General features: G+C 69.4%; 12 protein-coding genes. 11 read left to right on the top strand and 1 reads right to left on the bottom strand.

Going from position 1 to position 19,325, the window contains the following annotated elements; all coding sequences use genetic code 11:
* The first annotated feature begins 110 nt into the window (after positions 1–110).
* The 7 genes from ACGFIK_RS12590 (at position 111) to ACGFIK_RS12560 (ending at position 10,263) form a co-directional block, all read left to right on the top strand.
* Positions 111–1,118: an ABC transporter substrate-binding protein gene (locus ACGFIK_RS12590; protein ID WP_327026146.1), complete on the top strand. Its 1,008-nt coding sequence runs from the start codon at positions 111–113 to the stop codon at positions 1,116–1,118.
* A 188-nt stretch (positions 1,119–1,306) separates the two neighbouring features.
* Entirely contained in the window at positions 1,307–2,848 is a 1,542-nt protein-coding gene (locus tag ACGFIK_RS12585; RefSeq protein WP_327026145.1) for a sugar ABC transporter ATP-binding protein, read from the top strand.
* A gap of 17 nt (positions 2,849–2,865) precedes the next feature.
* A complete protein-coding gene (locus ACGFIK_RS12580; RefSeq protein WP_393339477.1) occupies positions 2,866–3,909 on the top strand; it encodes an ABC transporter permease in 1,044 nt (347 codons plus the stop codon).
* On the top strand, positions 3,906–4,895 hold the full coding sequence (yjfF, locus tag ACGFIK_RS12575; protein ID WP_327026143.1) for a galactofuranose ABC transporter, permease protein YjfF: 990 nt from the start codon (positions 3,906–3,908) through the stop codon (positions 4,893–4,895). The genes ACGFIK_RS12580 and yjfF overlap by 4 nt, the downstream gene beginning before the upstream one ends.
* A 27-nt stretch (positions 4,896–4,922) precedes the next feature.
* Positions 4,923–6,425 carry an L-arabinose isomerase gene (gene araA / locus ACGFIK_RS12570; RefSeq protein ID WP_327026142.1) on the top strand — a complete coding sequence of 501 codons (1,503 nt, stop codon included), beginning with the start codon at positions 4,923–4,925 and terminating at the stop codon, positions 6,423–6,425.
* A 338-nt stretch (positions 6,426–6,763) separates the two neighbouring features.
* Positions 6,764–8,869, top strand: a complete 2,106-nt coding sequence (locus tag ACGFIK_RS12565) for an RICIN domain-containing protein (protein WP_327026141.1) — start codon at positions 6,764–6,766, stop codon at positions 8,867–8,869.
* Positions 8,870–9,273: 404 nt separating this feature from the next.
* The gene (locus ACGFIK_RS12560) at positions 9,274–10,263 is read left to right on the top strand and encodes a LacI family DNA-binding transcriptional regulator (RefSeq protein WP_327026140.1); all 990 of its coding nucleotides are present in this window, start codon (positions 9,274–9,276) and stop codon (positions 10,261–10,263) included.
* A gap of 58 nt (positions 10,264–10,321) precedes the next feature.
* Here ACGFIK_RS12560 and ACGFIK_RS12555 read toward each other — a convergent pair whose 3' ends face one another.
* Positions 10,322–13,063: a beta-L-arabinofuranosidase domain-containing protein gene (locus tag ACGFIK_RS12555; protein WP_393339232.1), complete on the bottom strand. Its 2,742-nt coding sequence runs from the start codon at positions 13,061–13,063 to the stop codon at positions 10,322–10,324.
* Between the two features lie 537 nt (positions 13,064–13,600).
* Between ACGFIK_RS12555 and ACGFIK_RS12550 the strand changes: the two genes are divergently transcribed.
* The 4 genes from ACGFIK_RS12550 (at position 13,601) to ACGFIK_RS12535 (ending at position 19,287) form a co-directional block, all read left to right on the top strand.
* On the top strand, positions 13,601–14,737 hold the full coding sequence (locus ACGFIK_RS12550; RefSeq protein ID WP_327026138.1) for a glycosyltransferase family 39 protein: 1,137 nt from the start codon (positions 13,601–13,603) through the stop codon (positions 14,735–14,737).
* Between the two features lie 189 nt (positions 14,738–14,926).
* Entirely contained in the window at positions 14,927–16,762 is a 1,836-nt protein-coding gene (locus ACGFIK_RS12545; protein WP_327026137.1) for a glycosyltransferase family 2 protein, read from the top strand.
* Positions 16,750–17,880: a glycosyl hydrolase gene (locus tag ACGFIK_RS12540; protein WP_327026136.1), complete on the top strand. Its 1,131-nt coding sequence runs from the start codon at positions 16,750–16,752 to the stop codon at positions 17,878–17,880. The genes ACGFIK_RS12545 and ACGFIK_RS12540 overlap by 13 nt, the downstream gene beginning before the upstream one ends.
* A 132-nt stretch (positions 17,881–18,012) precedes the next feature.
* Positions 18,013–19,287 carry an MFS transporter gene (locus ACGFIK_RS12535; RefSeq protein WP_327026135.1) on the top strand — a complete coding sequence of 425 codons (1,275 nt, stop codon included), beginning with the start codon at positions 18,013–18,015 and terminating at the stop codon, positions 19,285–19,287.
* The last annotated feature ends 38 nt before the right edge of the window (positions 19,288–19,325 follow it).

Here is a 19,325-nt window from a genome sequence, read left to right as displayed (position 1 = left end):
CGGGTCGCGACCGACTACGCGCACCCGCGCACAGACACCACACCACAAGTACGCCACTCCGCCTGCCTCGGCCGGCGGCGTGGAACCCGCACCCCACCCGAGGAGATCCGATGAGAAACATGCGAATGTCCCTCGCGCCTCGGCGCGCAGTCGCGGCGCTGGCCGCCGTGCTTCTGGCCGGCGGCATGGCAGCCTGCGGCAACAGCGACACCGGGACCGACGGAGGAGGAAGCGGCGACGACAAGATCGTCATGGGCTTCTCCCAGGTCGGCGCGGAGAGCGGCTGGCGGACGGCCAACACCAACTCCATCAAGGAGGCGGCTGCCGAGGCGGGCATCGACCTGAAGTTCGACGATGCCCAGCAGAAGCAGGAGAACCAGATCAAGGCCATCCGCAACTACATCCAGCAGAAGGTCGACGTGATCGCCTTCTCGCCGGTCGTGGAGTCGGGCTGGGACACCGTGCTCAAGGAGGCCAAGGACGCCGGCATCCCGGTCATCCTGACCGACCGCGCAGTGGACTCGGCCGACAAGTCGCTGTACAAGACCTTCCTCGGTTCGGACTTCGTCAAGGAAGGCCGGTTGTCGGGGGAGTGGCTGGTCGAGAACTCCAAGGACGCGACCGGTGACGTGAACATCGTCGAGCTGCAGGGCACCACCGGCTCGGCCCCGGCCAACGACCGCAAGAAGGGCTTCGCCGAGGCGATCGCCGCCGACCCCAAGCTCAAGGTCATCGCCTCCCAGTCGGGTGACTTCACCCGCGCCGGCGGCAAGCAGGTCATGGAGCAGTTCCTCAAGGCCCACCCGAAGATCGACGTGCTCTTCGCGCACAACGACGACATGGGTCTGGGTGCCCTAGAGGCGATCACCGCAGCCGGCAAGGAGCCCGGCAAGGACATCACCATCATCACCATCGACGCGGTGAAGGACGGCATGCAGGCCCTCGCCGACGGCAAGTTCAACTTCATCGCGGAGTGCAGCCCGCTGCTCGGCCCACAGCTGATGGACCTGGCCAAGAAGATCCACGCGGGTGAAGAGGTGCCGCCGCGGATCGAGACCGAGGAGACCACCTTCACCCAGGAGCAGGCCAAGGAGGCCCTGCCCAACCGCAAGTACTGATCGACGCCCGGGGTCGCCACGCTGACTGGTGGCGGCCCCGCCGCGTCACCCGCTTCCCCGACGGACCGGCGGCACGACACCTCCGGTGCCACGTCCGCCCGGCCGACCCCTGAAGGGGCGGTCGGGCGGACGTCACGGGAAGGCCGTAGCCCCCGAAACGACCCAAACCCAGAAGAAGGCCTGATGGGATGACGGATAGCCGTCCGGTCCTGACGATGACCGGGATCAGTAAGTCCTTTCCCGGAGTGCGTGCACTCCACAATGTCGACTTCCGGCTCTTTCCCGGTGAGGTGCACGCCCTGATGGGCGAGAACGGCGCCGGCAAGTCGACCCTGATCAAGGTGTTGACCGGGGTCTACGGCATCGACGAGGGCACCATCACCCTGGGCGACGAGCAGGTGGCCTTCTCCGGCCCGATGCAGGCCTCCGCCGCCGGGGTGAGCACGGTCTACCAGGAGGTCAACCTCTGCCCGAACCTCTCCGTGGCGGAGAACATCTTCATCGGGCGGGAGCCCCGTCGCCTCGGCGCCGTCCGCTGGGGCGAGGTGCGCCGCCGGGCCCGGCAACTGCTGGCCCGCCTGGATCTGGACATCGACGTCACCGCCCCGGTGGCCAGCTACTCCCTGGCGGTGCAGCAGATGGTCGCCATCGCCCGGGCCATCGACGTACAGGCCCGGGTGCTGATCCTCGACGAGCCGACCTCCAGCCTGGACGCCGACGAGGTGGCGCAACTGTTCCGCATCATGCGTCAGTTGCGCGACGAGGGGATCGCGATCCTGTTCGTCACCCACTTCCTCGACCAGGTGTACGGCATCGCCGACCGGATCACCGTGCTGCGCAACGGCACCCTGGTGGGTGAGTACCCGATCGGGGAGCTGCCGCAGCTGGCCCTGGTCGAGAAGATGATCGGCAAGGAACTCGACGTCCTGGAACGGCTCGAGGAGCAGCCCCGACGGGAGTTGGCGGCCGTGGAGGGCGGCACCCCCTTCGTAGCGGTCTCCCAGCTGGGCCGTAAGGGCGCGGTGGCCCCCTTCAGCCTGACCATCCATCCCGGTGAGGTGGTCGGCCTGGCCGGTCTGCTCGGCTCCGGTCGGACCGAGGCGGCGCGGCTGTTCTTCGGCGCGGACCGGGCCGACCGCGGCGAGGTGACGGTCAACGGCAAGCCGACCAGCCTGCGCAACCCGGTCCAGGCCATCGACAAGGGCATCGGCTTCTGCTCGGAGAACCGCCGCGCGGAGGGGATCATCCCGGACCTGACCGTTCGGGAGAACATGATCCTGGCGATGCAGGCCGCCCGGGGCTGGCTGCGCCCGATTCCGCGGCGCCGCCAGGACGAACTGGTCGAGCAGTACATCAAGGCGCTCAGCATCCGCCCCGCCAACCCCGACCTGCCGGTACGCAACCTGTCCGGCGGCAACCAGCAGAAGGTCCTGCTGGCCCGCTGGCTGATCACCGAGCCTCGCCTGCTCATCCTGGACGAGCCGACCCGTGGCATCGACATCGGCGCCAAGGCTGAGATCCAGAAGCTCGTCGTGCAGCTCTCCGACGGTGGCATGGCCGTGCTGTTCATCTCCGCCGAACTGGAGGAGGTGCTGCGGCTGAGCCACAAGGTCGTGGTGATGCGGGACCGGGAGATGGTCGCCCAGCTCGACAACGACGACACCCTGGACGCCGAGCGGGTCATGCAGACCATCGCCAGCGGATCGATCAAGCAGGAGGCGAAGCCGTGAACGAGCGTCTCAGGTCGATGGCGACACACCGGCTGTTCTGGCCGGTGATGGTCCTCGTGGTGATGCTGGCCGCGAACACCGTCTACCGTCCCGGCTTCCTGGCCGTCGAGGTCAACAACGGGCACCTCTACGGCACTCCGATCGACATCCTCCGGTTGAGCGCCCCGCTGATCCTGGTCGGGCTGGGCATGACCCTGGTCATCTCCACCGGCGGCATCGACCTGTCGGTCGGTTCGATCTGCGCCATCAGCGGCGCCATCGCCTGCCTGCACATCAGTCAGGCGCCGGATCAGAACAGCATGGTCACCGTGTTCACCGCGCTGGCCATGGCCCTGGGTGCCGCACTCGTGCTCGGCGCCTGGAACGGGGTACTGGTCTCCGTGATCGGCATCCAGCCGATCATCGCCACCCTCATCCTCATGGTGGCGGGCCGGGGTCTGGCCCAGTTGGTCACCGAGGGGCAGATCATCACCATCAACTCGGGGCCGTACCGGGCGATCGGGTTGGGCCACTTCCTGACCCTGCCCTTGGCGATCTTCATCGCGTTGGGTGCGGCCCTGCTCATCGCGGCGCTGACCCGGCGTACCGCCCTGGGCATGATCATCGAGTCGGTGGGCGGTAACCGGGAGGCCAGCCGACTGGCCGGCATCCGGTCGGCCCGGATGGTCTTCCTGGTCTACGTGGTCAGCGCGGCGTGCGCGGCCGTCGCCGGCTTCATGATGACCGCGAACGTCTCCAGCGCCGACGGCAACAACGCCGGTCTCTGGGTGGAGCTCGACGCGATCCTCGCGGTCGTCATCGGCGGCACCTCCCTGGCCGGCGGCCGGTTCTACCTCAGCGGCACCATCCTCGGTGCGCTGATCATCCAGACCCTCACCACCACGGTGTACGCCATGAACATCTCCCCGCAGACGGCCCTGCTGTTCAAGGCGGTGGTCGTGATCGCGGTCTGCCTGATCCAGGCACCGGCCTTCCGCGCCAAGTTCAGTCGACGCAAGCGGGGTACCCCGCCCCCGCCGGCCCCGACCCCGCAGCGTCAGAAGGAAGAGGTGACGGCGTGACCACGACCTCGCTGACCACCGGCCCGAGTTGGGCCCGGCTGCCCCGGCGTCACGTGCCGGTGCTGGTCACCCTCGCCCTGCTGCTGGTCATGTACGGCATCGGGGTGTCCCAGTACCGGGCCTTCTCGAACATCCAGGTCATCTTCAACGTCTTCATCGATAACGGTTTCCTGCTCGTGGTCGCCGTCGGGATGACCTTCGTGATCCTCACCGGCGGCATCGACCTGTCGGTCGGCTCGGTGGTCGCGATGACCGCGATGGTCTCGGCCTGGTTGCTCCAGTCCGGCCTGCCGGCGTTGCTGGTGCTGGTCATCGCCCTGCTCATCGGGCCGACTCTCGGGTTCCTGATGGGTTGTGCGATCCACTTCTTCGACATCCAGCCCTTCATCGTGACATTGGCCGGGATGTTCTTCGCCCGGGGCATGTGCACCTTCATCAGCGACTCCTCGATCCGGATCACGGACGGGTTCTGGACCACGATGGCGCAGCACCGGATCGGAGATCCCCGAGGCAACTTCGTCTCGGTCAGCGTCCTGATCGCCTTCGCGGTCGTCCTGATCGCCGCGTACGTGCTGGCCTACACCCGGTTGGGGCGCAACGTGTACGCCATCGGCGGCAACCCCCAGTCGGCCCTGTTGATGGGGCTGCCGGTGGGGCGTACCCGGATCCTGGTCTACACCATCAGCGGGCTCTGCTCGGCGATCGGCGGGATCCTGCTGTCCTTCTACACCCTGTCCGGGGCGCCACTGATCGCGGTCGGCATGGAACTCGACGTGATCGCGGCCGTGGTGATCGGCGGTACCGTCCTGACCGGAGGAGCGGGCTACGTCTTCGGCACGGTGCTCGGGGTGCTGGTGCTCGGCGTGATCCAGACCCTGATCACCTTCGACGGCAGCCTCAACTCCTGGTGGACCAAGATCGTGATCGGAGGTCTGCTCTTCGCGTTCATCCTGTTCCAGCGCCTCATCGGCATCCGCTACAAGTGACCGCCCCTCTCGCGGAAGGCAACCCCCATGGCAGCACAACCTGAACCCGAGGTCTGGTTCCTCACCGGAAGCCAGGCGATGTACGGCGAGGACACCCTCCGCCAAGTGGCCGAGCAGTCCCGTCAGATCGCCGCCCTGCTCGACGACTCGCCGCACATCCCCGCCCGGGTGGTCTGGAAGCCGGTCCTGACCACCAGCGCCGACATCCTGAAGGTCTGCCAGGATGCCGGCGTGCAGGGGGCGGTCGGGGTCATCGCCTGGATGCACACCTTCTCCCCGGCGAAAATGTGGATCACCGGCCTGGACGCGCTGCGTACCCCGCTGCTGCACCTGCACACGCAGGCCAACGTCCAGCTGCCATGGCAAGAGATCGACATGGACTTCATGAACCTCAACCAGGCCGCCCACGGCGACCGGGAGTTCGGGTTCATCCAGACCCGGCTCGGGGTGGCCCGCAAGACGGTCGCCGGGCACGTCACCGACCCCCGGGTGGTCTCCCGGGTCGGCGCCTGGACCCGGGCGGCGATCGGCTGGTCGGCGATGCGTTCGCTGCGCCTGGCCCGCTTCGGCGACAACATGCGCGACGTGGCGGTGACCGAGGGGGACAAGGTGGAGGCCGAGCTGCGCTTCGGCGTCTCGGTCAACACCTACGGGGTCAACGACCTGGTAGCCGTGGTCGACCAGGTCGCCGAGGCCCAGATCGACGACCTGGTCAAGGAGTACGACGACACCTTCCGGGTGGCCGCCGAGTTGCGCCCCGGCGGCGACCGGCACGACTCGCTGCGCTACGCCGCCCGGATCGAACTGGGGTTGCGTACCTTCCTGGAGGCCGGCGGCTTCCGCGCCTTCACCACGAACTTCGAGGACCTCGGGGGTCTGCGGCAACTGCCCGGCATAGCGGTGCAGCGGCTGATGGCCGACGGGTACGGCTTCGGTGGCGAGGGTGACTGGAAGACCTCCGTGCTGGTGCGCACCGTCAAGGCGATGGCGGTCGGCGCGCAGGGTGGCACCTCCTTCATGGAGGACTACACCTACGACCTCACCCCGGGTCAGGAGATGATCCTCGGGGCGCACATGCTGGAGGTGTGCCCGACGATCGCCGCCGGGGTGCCCAACGTCGAGATCCACCCGCTGAGCATCGGTGGCCGGGAGGACCCGGTCCGCCTGGTCTTCGACGCCGAACCCGGCCCGGCCGTGGTGCTCGGTCTGGCCGACATGGGGGAGCGGTTCCGGCTGGTCGCCAACGAGGTCGACGTGGTGCCACCCCCGCAGCCCCTGCCCCGGCTGCCGGTGGCCCGGGCCGTCTGGCGGCCCCGCCCGCACCTGGCCGGCTCGGCCGAGGCCTGGATCACCGCGGGGGCTCCGCACCACACCGTGCTGTCCCAGGGGGTCGGGGTGGAGGAACTGCACGACCTCGCCGAGATGGCCCGTACCGAACTGGTCGTCATCGACGCGGACACCGACCCGCGTCGCTTCGCCGACGAACTGCGCTGGAACCAGGCGTACTACCGCCTGGCCCGCGGCTTCTGAGCGGGGTGTGACGGGTCCTGCCGCTCGCGGCGGGACCCGTCACCACCGTGGCCGCACGCCCTCGTCCGGGGTCTTCCTCGCGCCACCCGCCCGCCATCGCCGCGGCGCGCGTTACGTCTTGACTAACGTGGTGTTATCGCTCACAGTCGATAGTGACGACGGACGATATCTGCGGCTGTCCGGGCCGCTGCGCGTCTCTCCTCAGTAGCCGATCTCATGTCACCCCCTGGGCACCGGGTGACATGTTAACGATCACATGGGCTGCTGGAGATCACCATGACGCTCGCCGCAGTGCAGGCCGTCCCGGTCGTACGGCTTGTCATTCCCGAAGGAGGATCATGGTTGCCATTGGCGAGGTCTCAGGACCCGCGCCGCGTCGGCGTGGGTGGTGGTCGCGGATGTGGGCGGCGGTGGCGGCGGCGGTGATGGTCGGCGGCACCCTGGTGGCGGTGGCGGCGACACCGGCCTCGGCGGCGACGGTGGACACCAACGCCTGGTACGTGTTGGTCAACCGCAACAGCGGCAAGGCCCTGGACGTCTACAACCTGGCCACCAACGACGGAGCGCGGATCACCCAGTGGTCGCGTAACGACGGAAACCAGCAGCAGTGGCAGTTCGTCGACTCCGGTGGCGGCTACTACCGGCTCAAGTCGCGGCACTCCGGCAAGGTGCTCGACGTCTACAACTTCTCCACCGCCAACGGCGCCTCGATCGTGCAGTGGTCCGACCACAACGGGACCAACCAGCAGTTCCGGCTGGCCGACTCGGCCGGTGGCTACGTACGGCTGATCAACCGGAACTCGAACCGGGTGATGGAGGTGCAGAACGCCTCGACCGCCGACGGCGGCAACATCGTCCAGTACGACGACTGGAACGGCGCCAACCAGCAGTGGCAACTGGTCCGCATGGGCGACGGGCCCACCCCCGGGCCGACGACCCCGCCGCCCACCGGTGGCAACTTCACCAACCCGGTGGTCTGGCAGGACTTCGCCGACGTCGAGGTGATCCGGGTGGGCGACGTCTACTACATGACCGCCTCGACGATGCACTACTCGCCCGGGGCCCCGATCCTGCGCTCCTGGGATCTGGTGAACTGGGAGTTCGCCGGGCACTCCGTGCCCCGGCTGGACTTCGGCACCAAGTACGACCTGCCCCCCGGGCAACAGGCGTACGTGGAGGGCATCTGGGCCTCGACCCTGAGCTACCGGCCGAGCAACCAGACCTACTACTGGGCCGGGTGCATCAACTTCGCCCAGACCCACATCTACACCGCCAAGGCCGTCGACGGCGCCTGGACCCGGCACGCCACCCTGCCCTGCTACTACGACGCCGGCATGCTCATCGACGACAACGACACGATGTACGTCGCGTACGGCAACGGCACCATCAGTGTCGCGCAGCTCTCCGCCGACGGGCGCAGCCAGGTACGCGCCCAGCAGGTCTACCAGACCCCCTCGAGCATCGGCACCCTGGAAGGCGCCCGGTTCTACAAGCGCAACGGGGCCTACTACATCTGGTTGACCCGCCCCGCCAACGGCCAGTACGTGCTGAAGTCCACCAACGGGCCCTTCGGCCCGTACGAGCAGCGGCAGGTGCTGCTCAACATGCAGGGCCCGATCGCCGGTGGTGGCGTACCCCACCAGGGTGGCCTGGTGCAGACCCCGAACGGCGCCTGGTACTACATGGCCTTCACCGACGCCTACCCGGGCGGGCGGGTGCCGACCCTGGCCCCGATCAACTGGACCGCCGACGGCTGGCCCCAGGTGCAGACCGTCAACGGCGCCTGGGGGGTGAACTACCCCAACCCGTTGCCGCTGCGCCCGGTCAAGCCCCTGACCGGGGTGGACACCTTCGCCGGCACCACCCTGGGCCCGCAGTGGGAGTGGAACCACAACCCGGACAACAGCCGGTGGTCGGTGAACGACGGACTGCGTCTGCAGACCGCCTCGGTCACCAACGACCTCTACCAGGCCCGGAACACGGTCACCCACCGCATCCAGGGGCCGACCTCCACGGCGACCGTCGAGCTGGACTACTCCACCATGCGCGACGGCGACCGCACCGGACTGGCCATGCTGCGCGACGTCTCGGCCTGGATCGGGGTCCGCCGCGACAACGGGCAGACCCGGGTGGTCATGACCAACGGACTGACCATGAACAGCAACTGGGACACCACCAGCACCGGCAGCGAGATCGCCAGTGCGGCGGTCTCCGGCGGGCGGATCTGGTTGCGGGCCAACGCCGACATCCGGCCGGGATCGGGTCGGCAGGCCCGCTTCTCGTACAGCACCGACGGGGTCAACTTCGTCTCGTTGGGCAACGCCCTGACCCTCAACAACAACTGGACCTTCTTCATGGGGTACCGGTTCGCCATCTTCAACCACGCCACCCAGGCCCTGGGAGGTGCGGTGACGGTGCGACGCTTCGAGCTGGCCACCCCCTGACCTCGCTCAACACACCGCTCTCGGACTGGGTACGGCGTTCTCCTCCGGCAACGCCGCCCACCGGGCACCGGTGACGCGCGGGTGGCGCCCACGCCAGGGCGCCACCCGCGCGCTGCGTGATGCGGCCCGCATCCTTCGCGGGGAGGCCGCCATTGATCAGGGCAATCGAAAACCCCGTTCACTGATCGGAGATGAGATATCCGGGTTGGGCGACTGACCTGTCGGCGATAGATGTCCCTGCTGTCGTAGACTGTGCGTGATCTAGCGAAAACCACCCCGGCTGGCACGGGCCGGCGTGGGCGCCGCGAGAGGGATCGTGAATCAAAGCCGCTCCGGTCAGCGTCGACGGGTCGCGGCGACCCACGGGCATGCGGGAGTGTGAGATGGCCGTACGCGATCCTGCGATGACGGACGTGGCTCGCCTCGCTGGCGTCTCCCACCAGACGGTTTCGCGAGTGCTCAACGGCCACCCCAACGTGCGGGAACAGACCCGGCTGCGGGTCCAGGCGGCAATAGCCGAGCTGGGCTACCGGCCGAATCGGGCGGCGCGTGCGCTGGTCACCGGTCGCTCTCAGGTGATCGGTGTCGTCGCGCAGAACACCACCCTCTACGGGCCGGCATCACTGCTGGCCGCCTTGGAACAGACCGCCGCGGAGGCCGGCTTCGCGGTCAGTGTGGGCAGCGTCAGCGACCTGGACCACCGGTCCATCTCCGCGGTCGTCGAACGGCACCTGGCCCACCGGGTCGCCGGCATCGTGGTGATCGCTCCGGTGGAGTCGGCCGGCGAGGCACTGGAACGGCTGCCCCACGATGTGCCGCTGGTGACGGTCGACGGTGATCCGCGTCGGCCGATGCCGCTGGTGACGGTGGACCAGGCCGCCGGAGCCCGAGCCGCTACCCAGCATCTGCTCGACGCCGGTCACCGTACGGTCTGGCACGTCTCCGGGCCGTCGGACTGGTTCGACAGCGCGGGCCGGATCGAGGGCTGGCGGGCGGCCCTGCTGTCGGCGGGGGTCGAGATCCCGCCGCTGGTGCCGGCGGACTGGTCGGCGGCGGCCGGTTACCGGTGCGGGCAGATGCTCGCCCGGATGCCGGACGTGACCGCCGTCTTCACCGCCAACGACCACCTGGCCCTGGGGGTGCTGCGGGCCCTGCACGAGCACGGCCGCCGGGTGCCGGACGACATCAGCGTGGTCGGCTTCGACGACGTGCCGGAGGCGGCGTACTTCATCCCACCGCTGACCACCGTCCGACCGGACTTCGTAGCGGTCGCGCGGGCCAGCCTGGAGATGCTGCTGGCGCAGATCGAGTCCGACAGCGGCGGCGCCCTCCGGGAGACCATCGCACCCTCCCTGGTCTCCCGCCAGTCCGTAGCCCCCCCACCCCACCGCTGACCCCGCGCCCCCTCCCTCCACCAGGGCGGGGGTGGGGGAGGGGGTGCGGGGAGAGGGGTCAGATGAAGCGCCAGCGGTGGTCGGAGGCGCCGTTGTCGTCCCAGATGACGATCTGGGTGCCTTGGCTTGATGAGGCGTTGAGTACGCCGAGTACCCGGCCGCCGTTGGCGGACTGGATTCGGAAGTAGCCGTTCGCGCCGTACCGCAGCCGCCAGCGGTGGGCGGTCGAGCCGTTGTCGGCCCACTGCACCACCCGGGCACCGGCGGCGCTGCTGCCGTTCTCCACCCCCAGCACCTTCCCGCTGTGCGAGTTGCGGAACCGCAGGTAGCCGCCGCTGTCCACGATCGCGGTCCAGAGGTGGTCGGCGGTGCCGGTGTCACCCCATTGGATCACGAGGCCGCCGTCGGTGGTGGACATGTTCTGGACCCCGAGCACCAGGCCGGTGGCCAGGTTCTGGATCCGGCGGGCCCCGTTGGGGATGAACCGCCACTGGTTGTCGAGGGTGCCGTTGTCCGGATCCTGCACCACCCGGGCCCCCTGGGCGGTGGAGCCGCTCAGGACGGCCAGCAGTTTGCCGCTGTTGCCGTTGCGGATCTTGTGGGAGCCGTCGCCGGCGTCCACGATCGTCCACCGGTGGTCGGCCGTGCCGGTGTCCGACCATTGCAGGACCTGCGCGTTGTCGGCGGTGGACATGTTCTGTACGCCGAGCACCTTGCCGCTGTTGGCGTTGCGGAACCGGACCGCGCTGCCGTCGACGATCAGCTGCCAGTCGTGGTCGGCGGTGCCGTTGTCGGCCCACTGCAGCGCCGGGGCCCCGTCGGCGGTGGACATGTTCTCGATGCCGAGCACCAGGCCGCTGGCGGCGTTGGCCAGCCGGAAGGTGGCCCCGGCCGGGCCGGTGGAGCCACCGGTGCTCCAGTAGACGGTGTAGTTGTGCCCGTGCGCGTCGTAGAACGGGATCAGGTTGACCTGCGCGTTGTTGGCGGTGGCGGTGAAGGTCAGCGCCGAGCCGCTGGTGCGGGTGACCGAGGCGGTGGCCAGGGCGGGCAGGGCCGACAGGGCGGTGTTGCCGTAGTTGCCGGAGAGCACCGCCGGGCCGTACCGCAGCGCCACGACGTTCGGGTTGTCGTTGGCCGGCTCCGCGACCACCCGCATCGGCAGCCGTACGGTCACCGTGTCGCCGGAGGTCCAGGACCGGGTCAGGGAGGCGTACGTGCCGGGGGTGGTGGCGATGTTCTGCACGGTGCCGTTGACGCTGACGGTGGCGTCCTGGGTCCAGGCCGGGATGCGGATGCGCATCGTCCACGAGCCGCCGACCGTGCCGGTGACCGTCAGGGTGCTGGTGTCGCCGGCCGGGAAGTTGGTCGACTGGGTGACCGTGATGCCGCGCTGGGACCAGTTCAGCACCGAGGGCATGAACAGGTTCACCGTCAGGGTGCTGCCGTTGTGGAAGTAGATCGAGTCCATCAGGGTGGTGTTGCTCTCCAGGCCGGTGCCCTGACAGCACCAGAAGGAGTTGTAGTCCGTACTCCAGGTGCCGCCACCCCAGGCCGGTCCCACCCCGCGCCGTCCGCCCGGCTGCAGGGGGGTGAAGTAGGTGATGTGGCCGTGGTTGTCGGCCGGGTTCTGCGCGCCGATCAGGTGGTTGAGCAGGGCGCGCTCGTAGAAGTCGAAGTACGCCACCCGGTTCGGGTCGAGCAGCCACAGCTCCCGGGTGAGCTTGAGCATGTTGTACGTGTTGCAGTGCTCGCAGGTGTCGTTGCGCAGGTACCCGGAGATGGCGTTCGGGGCCCGGAAGTGTTCGGCCTGGCTGTTGCCGCCGATGGCGTACGTGCGGGTGTTGACGGTCAGGTTCCAGGCGTTGTTGGCGATGTCGCGGTAGCGGGTGGTGCCGGTGGCCTTGAACTCGCGGGCCGCCCCGATCCACTTGGGGATCTGGGTGTTGGCGTGCAGCCCGTTGAGCTGGTCGGAGTTGGCGGCCAGGGGGTTGAACACGGCGGCGTGGTCGAAGCGCTGGGCCACGGTCAGCCAGCGAGCGTCGCCGGTCTGCTGGTACAGGTCGGTCAGCACGGCGTTCATGCCGCCGAACTCGGTGCCGAGCATGGCCTGCATCTGGGCCGAGCTGAGCCGCCCGGTACGCCAGTCGACCCACCCGGCCAACGCCAGCAGCACGTCGCGGGCCTGGTTGTTGCCGATGTGCCGCCACACGTCGAGCAGGCCGACGAGGGTCTTGTGGATGGTGTAGTACGGCACGTTGCCGTTGCTGAGGGTGCGGGCCTCCACGGCGGTGAAGTCGGATTCGGGGTAGCCGCAGAGGTAGCCGGGGTTGAAGCCGGCGGCCGGATTGTTGGCCTGACACCTCGCCAGCTCAGCCACCAGGTAGTTGGCCTTGTCCCGGCAGGTGGTGTCGCCGAGCACAGCCCACATGTGTGACCAGGCGGTCAGGAAATGTCCCTGGGAGTGGGTGCGGAACGGGAAACTGGGTGCCTCCCAGCCGCCGAGGGCCGCCGCTCCGGCGGTGGACAGCCGGTGGTTGGCGCGGAAGTTGTAGAGCAGCCGGTTCACGTCGACGAAGCGCAGGTAGTTCAGGGTGCGGTTCTGGTTGTCCAGCCAGCGGCTGGCGGTCAGTCGCACCTGGCCCATCTCGAAGGGGTACGCGCCCACCCCGAGGTCGGGGCGGACCGGCGGGAGGGCCGCGCTGGCGGTGCCGCCGCCCAGGGGGGGGCCGACCGCGGTGGCCAGGGCGGCCGCGCCGGCGGCCTGGAGCACATGTCGACGGTTGAGGGACGGGTAGGGCATCACGGCCTCCGCAGTTGCGGGTGAGGGGGTGGCGGTACGTGCACGACCCGGGCCGGGAATTCGGTGCTACCCGGGCCGGTGGACCGTTACGAGGTGATTTGGTAGGTGGCGTGGCGGTGATCGGTGGTGGGGCACGGCGGAGCGTCGGAGACGGCGGAACCGCAGGCGATCCACGAGCGTCCGGCCGGGTGGTGTGCGTCCGCGGCGGCGGGGTGCCCTCGCCCGTCTCCACGGATGGAGTTCCGAAGCATTATGCATCGGCATCGATGTTATCGCTAACATATGGGTTCCGGTGACGGGTGCGCAAGCCTCGGGTTTCCGGCCGGACACGGGGACGAGATCCTCCCGCAACACGCCTGGTGTTCACGTCGGTCGGCGGGGGAGGTGCGGCGGGCATCGTACGGCGACCTGCTCAGGCGACCAGAGTTGTTCGTCGCTTTAGTGATGTGAGTACCGGTTTGGGGGCTTTTGTGGGCATAGTGCCCTCGGTGGTGAGATCCGTTCAATACGCTCCTGGATCCAGGGGAAGCCACGGAGATGCGTGAGGGACAGATGAAGGACGCCGACACCATCGTCCTGCCCCGAATCGATGTGCCGGAGGCCGCCGAGGACCCCTGGGGGGAGGGTCACGGCGAGGCGCCGGGCGAGCCGGTGAACGGTACCCGCCGAATGAGGCTGGCCGCCTGGCTGGTGCCGGCACTGCTGATGGGCGCGCTCGTCGCCGTACGGGCGGACGCGCCCGGGCCGCGGGTGGCGGAACTCGCGACCTGGGCCGGGTCGACATCGTCCTGGCGGGACACCTGGTCGATGCTCGGCTCAGGCGACGCCGTGCCCTACCACCTGCTGCTGCGGGCCTGGGCGGAGTACTTCGGCACCTCGGAGTCGGCGCTGCGGGGACTCTCCGTCCTCGTCATGGCCATAGCGGCGGCGCTCGTCGGAGCGCTGGCCGCCCGGATGTTCGCACCGGGCACCGGTGTCCTGGCCGGCGTCATCTTCGCCCTGCTGCCGACGTCCGCGCGGTACGCACAGGAGGCCCAGCCGTACGCACTCACCCTGCTCGCCGCAGTCCTCGCCACCTGGCTGCTCCAGGCCGCCGTGGATCGGCCGAGGCTCTGGCGCTTCGTGCTCTACGCCGCCGTGGCGGGTCTGCTGGGCCTGTGTCAGGTGACCGCACTCCTGCTCCTCGTCGGACACGGCTGGACCGTGCTCGCCTTCCGGCGCGAAGTGGCGCTGCGCTGGCTGGCCGCTGCGGTGCTGAGCGCGCTGCCCGGGGTCGGCCTGCTCTCGCACGCCACGCGGCAGGGGGTATCGCTCGCGCAGACGTCGAGCCCGAGCCTGACCGAGTTGGCCGCGACGCCGGGAGAACTGTTCGGCGTCACCGCGCTGGGTGCGGTGCTGCTGGTGCTGGTGCTGTTCAGCCTTCCGCTGCGCTACCCCGCCGCCGTGTTCACCGCCTGGGTGGCCGTGCCGCCGCTGGCCCTGCTGCTCGTTGCGCAGGCGACACCGACCTGGCGGCCGGAGTTCATTCTGTTCACGCTTCCGGCCTGGGCGACGCTCGGCGCGGCCGCGCTCGCACGATGCGCGTCCGCTTGTCGGCGGGTGTGCTTCTGGCGATGGCCGGGCGACGGTCCGCGACGCGTCGACGGGACTCATGTCGGCCCTGCTGGTGGATGAACAAACAGATATGTAGCCCTTTGGGGGCGAGCCAAGCTATCTGAGAAGTTTGCCGGTATCTGTCCCTACGATCAGCATGGCCGGGTTCGTGAAGGCCAGGGAACTGCGACCCTTGGGGGCAACGTGGGCGTCGGGACCGATACACGCCTGTCTCGGGACGTGGCGGAGAGGCCGCCCGGAAACGGGCCCGTGGAGAGCGCCGCGGTCCGGCCGTCACCCGCCCGACGCCCCGACCGTCGGCAACTCAACATCAGTGCTCGCATCGCGTACGCGAGTTGCGGGGCGAGCGCCGGAACTCTCGTAGCGCCTCGACATCCGCAGGCGGCGGTCGAGTTCCGATCCGTCCTGTCGCCCGCGGCGCGGCTCGTACTGACCCTGCTGGTCCTCGTCAACAGCGCGGCCGGACTACTGCTCGTCGGCTGGCTGCTGCTTCCCCAGCACGTACCCGGCTCCGGCGCAGCCGGGTTCGGCGACTGGCAGACCGCCGTGGCCCGGCTCGGCTTCTGCGTGATCGTCGGCGTCGAACTGATCCGCCTCGCGCAGAACATGGTCGTCTGGGTGTTCGCGTACCACGCCAAGGACCCGATTCCGGTCGATCCTCCGGTCGGCCTGCGGGTGGCGCTGCTCACCACGATCGTGCCGAGCAAGGAGCCGATCGACGTCGCCGAGCGGACCCTGCGGCGCATGCGGCAGATCGTCTACTGCGGGCAGGTCGACGTCTGGATCCTCGACGAGGGCGACGATCCGGCGGTGAAGGAGATGGCCGCGCGGCTCGGCGTACGCCACTTCAGCCGCAAGGGACGACCGGAGTACAACCAACCCGACGGAGAGTTCCGCGCCAGGACGAAGTCCGGCAACCACAACGCCTGGCGGGCCGAGCACGAGCACCACTACGACGTGGTCGCCAACGTCGACCCGGACCACGTGCCGCTGACGAACTTCCTGGAGCGCACGCTCGGCTACTTCCGCGACCCGGACGTCGCCTTCGTGGTGACGCCACAGGTGTACGGCAACATGCACCAGAACCTGGTCGCTCACGGTGCGTCCGTCCAGCAGTACCTCTACAACGGACTGATCGCCCGCGGTGGCAACGGACTGGACGCCCCACTGCTCACCGGCACCGGCCACCTGTACCGGCCGTCCGCCTGGCGCAGCATCGGCGGCTACCAGGATTCGATCATCGAGGACCACCTGACCAGCATCCGGATCCACGCTGCGGTGAACCCGCAGACCGGCAACCAGTGGAAGGGCGTCTACACCCCCGACGTGGTGGCCATCGGGGAGGGCCCGACATCGTGGGCGGACTACTTCAACCAGCAGAAGCGATGGGCGGCGGGCATCTGCGAGATTCTGGTCCGCCCCGAGCTGCGGGCGCCGCGCGAACTGCGGTCCCGACGGCGCTGGCACTACCGGCTGCTCCAGTTCTACTACCCGAGCGTCGCGGTCAGTCTGTTGCTGGGCAATTTTGCCACCGCCGCGTACCTGCTCACCGGGGTGAGCGCGGCCCGGCTCGACATCGCCGTGTGGTCGGTGCTGTGGGGCGCCACCATCTGCACCTGGTTCGTGCTCTGGCTCTGGTTGCGTCGATTCAACATCGCGCCGCACGAGCGGGAGGAGATCGGCCTGGTCGGCATGGCGTTGGCGCTGTTCGCCGGCCCGATCTACGTGGCGGCTGCCGTCGGTGCGCTGCTGCGCCGCAAGCTCGGATTCGTGGTGACCGCCAAGGGCGGGCTACGCACCACCGAATCGCTCGGCACCTTCCGGCTGCACCTGTGCTGGGCGGCCTTCGCCGCCGGCCTGCTCGCCGTGAGCTTCATGCTGGAACACGGCCGCACACCGCTGCGGGTATGGCCGGTCCTGACCCTCCTGACCGGCCTCGCCCCACCGCTGATCGCGTGCGGGTCGGCTCTCCTGGCCTGGCGTGCGCGCCGCGCCGGTCCGACCGGGCGTCATGCCGTCCGCAGCCGGCGGGTCCGGGCGACGGCACCGGTGGTCGCTTCCCGGGAGGTGCCATGGCACGGCTGACTCTGCCGCGGGTCGCCATGTCGCTGGTCGGCGCGCTGCTGCTGGCGTACGCCTTCGCGATCGCACCGGGCACCGGGTCCGGGAGGCGGGAACCCGCCCCGTCGGACCAGGCGGCGGTACGCGAACCGAGCCCTTCGCCATCCCCGCCGGAGGTCTTCCCGCCGACGAAGAAGGTGTTCATTGGCATCGCGACCAAGGAGGGACCGCACGACTTCACGCCCGTGGACACCTTCACCGCGACGGCGAAGCACCATCCACAGGTCATGCTCTTCGGTTCCGGCTGGGCGACCGACACCTTCGACCGGACGCTGTTCGACGCGGTCCGCGACCGGGGCATGCTGCCGATGCTGGCCTGGGAACCATGGGACTACCGGTTGGACGAGGAGGCCCGCAAGAAGGGGGCCGCCCGCGGCACGATCGACCGGCTCCGCTCCCGTCAGCCCGACTACCGGTTGTCCCGCATCACGCGCGGCGACTTCGACGACTACCTGCGCACCTGGGCTGAGGGAATCAAGGCACTCGACTACCCGGTGGCCATCCGGTTCGCCCACGAGATGAACGGCAACTGGTACCCCTGGTGCGAGAGCGCCAACGGCAATCGGCCGGGCGACTACGTCAAGGCCTGGCGCCACCTGCACGATCTGTTCAAGGCCGCCGGAACGACCAACGTGATCTGGGTGTGGAGCCCGAACGCCAGATGGGACGGCTCGACGCCGAAGCTTTCCGAGCTCTACCCCGGGGACGACTACGTCGACTGGATCGGCATCTCGGGCTACTCCGGCATGGGCGCCTTCTCGAAGTACCGGTCCTTCGACGCGATCTTCAAGGAGACCATCGGGGAGATTCGAGCCTTCAGCGCCAAACCGCTGGTCATCACCGAGACCGCGGCCTCCGACATCGCCGGCCGCAAGGCGGAATGGATCACCGAGACCTTCCGGCTGCTACCCGGGTACGAGGACATCATCGGGCTCATCTGGTTCGAGGTGAACAAGGAACAGGACTGGCGGATCGTCAGCTCCCCGGCCGTCTCGACGGCCTTCGCCCAGGCCGTATCCGATCCGCGCTACCGCTTCACCTGGTCGCCCGAGATGCTCCCGCGCACCGAGTCGGCCGACTGACGCTTGCCCGCCGGGGCCGCTCCCGTGCCGGCTTGACCCTCGACCGGGTCGAGGCCGGACAGTGCCGGACGCGAGATGCCGACCGGCGCCACCCCGGCGCCGGTCGGCGCGATGCGGTGATCGGGAGGAACTGTGGCGGCGACGTCTACCGGTAGGGCGCCAACGAGCGGCAGTGCGAGGGCGGTGCCGGGCGCGTACTGGGCATGGCTGGGCGGGACGACGCTGTCCCTGGTCGGCGTTCAAGCCATGGCGTTCGCGATGGCCTGGGTGGCGGCCGGAGAAGGTGGCGGCTTCGCCGCGCTGGTGCTCACCGCCGTCAACCTGCCCCGGGCCCTGCTCCTACTGGTCGGCGGTGCGGTGGCCGACCGGCTGGGCGCCTGGACCGTCATGGTGGTCTCGGACGCGGCGATGGTCGTCGTCACCGTGGCGTTGGCCGCCGCCGTGTGGTCGGCGGCGAATCCGTGGCTGCCACTGCTGCTGGCCGCCCTGGCCATCGGGGTCGTGGACGCCTTCTACCTGCCCAGCACGGGCTCGATGCCCCGGCGGTTGGTGGCACCGGCCGGGTTGGCGCGGGCGATGTCGGCCCGACACCTTGCCGGTCAACTAGCCATGTTCGTCGGGCCGGCGGCGGGCAGCCTGCTGCTGGCCGCCCTCGGGCTCGCCGCAGTGGCGCTGGCCAACGCCGCCGGCTTCGCCCTGATGCTGCTGGTCCTGATGGTGCTTCGGGCGGCCCTGACGGTGCGGCCGGGCGAGTCGCCGGGCCAGCCGGCTGGGCAACTGCCGGGCCGGCCGGTGGCGCAGCCACTGTGGCGGGCCGCCGTGGACGGACTGCTGCTCGCCGCCGCGCATGCCGTACTGCGGCCCGCACTGCTGCTGGTCGGGGTGGCCGCCGGTTTCCTGCTGCCGGTGTCCGGCCTGCTCGTACCGTTGCTCGGGCGGGAGCGGATGTGGTCGTCGTCGGCCACCGGTGCGGTCGTCGCGGCGTTGGCGCTGGGCACCGCGACCGTCGCGATCCTCGTGCTGGTGCGTGGCGCCCTGCCCGACCCCGGTCGGGTCAGCGGTGCCGCGCTGCTGGTGGCCGCCGGTGGCGTGGTCACTCTGGCGGCGGCCGGTTCGTTGCCGACCTCGGTCGCCGCCGGGATGGTGATCGGTGTCGGATCGGGTGGCTTCGCCACCCATGTCGGCCCGTTGATCCTGGCCGTCGCCCCGGACACACACGTGTCCCGGGTGCAGTCGGTGCTGGTGCTCGTGCAGAGCCTGCCGCTGCTGCTCACCCTCAACGTGCTCGGTTCGCTCGCCGAGGTCGTGCCGGTGGCGGCGCTGCTGTACGGCTGCGCCGGTGTGCTGGCCGTGGCGGCGGTGACGGCACTGACCTCGCCATCCCTGCGCCGCGCCGACCGGCGGTGACCGGCGTTGGGCTCTCGGCTGCCCGGTGGGGTGCTCCG

The organism is Micromonospora sp. NPDC048871, assembly GCF_043198155.1.
Classification (GTDB): Bacteria; Actinomycetota; Actinomycetes; order Mycobacteriales; family Micromonosporaceae; genus Micromonospora.
Note: the sequence above shows the minus strand (reverse complement) of the source record. Positions and strands in the feature narration are given on the sequence as shown.

Bases quoted from the DNA above. Each gene is read 5' to 3' on its own strand.
- ACGFIK_RS12585 (WP_327026145.1), top strand. From the start codon at position 1,307: ATGACGGATAGCCGTCCGGTCCTGACGATGACCGGGATCAGTAAGTCC.
- ACGFIK_RS12565 (WP_327026141.1), top strand. From the start codon at position 6,764: ATGGTTGCCATTGGCGAGGTCTCAGGACCCGCGCCGCGTCGGCGTGGG.
- ACGFIK_RS12540 (WP_327026136.1), top strand. From the start codon at position 16,750: ATGGCACGGCTGACTCTGCCGCGGGTCGCCATGTCGCTGGTCGGCGCG.
- ACGFIK_RS12550 (WP_327026138.1), top strand. From the start codon at position 13,601: ATGCGTGAGGGACAGATGAAGGACGCCGACACCATCGTCCTGCCCCGA.
- ACGFIK_RS12560 (WP_327026140.1), top strand. From the start codon at position 9,274: ATGACGGACGTGGCTCGCCTCGCTGGCGTCTCCCACCAGACGGTTTCG.
- araA (WP_327026142.1), top strand. From the start codon at position 4,923: ATGGCAGCACAACCTGAACCCGAGGTCTGGTTCCTCACCGGAAGCCAG.
- ACGFIK_RS12580 (WP_393339477.1), top strand. From the start codon at position 2,866: ATGGCGACACACCGGCTGTTCTGGCCGGTGATGGTCCTCGTGGTGATG.
- ACGFIK_RS12555 (WP_393339232.1), bottom strand. From the start codon at position 13,063: ATGCCCTACCCGTCCCTCAACCGTCGACATGTGCTCCAGGCCGCCGGC.
- ACGFIK_RS12590 (WP_327026146.1), top strand. From the start codon at position 111: ATGAGAAACATGCGAATGTCCCTCGCGCCTCGGCGCGCAGTCGCGGCG.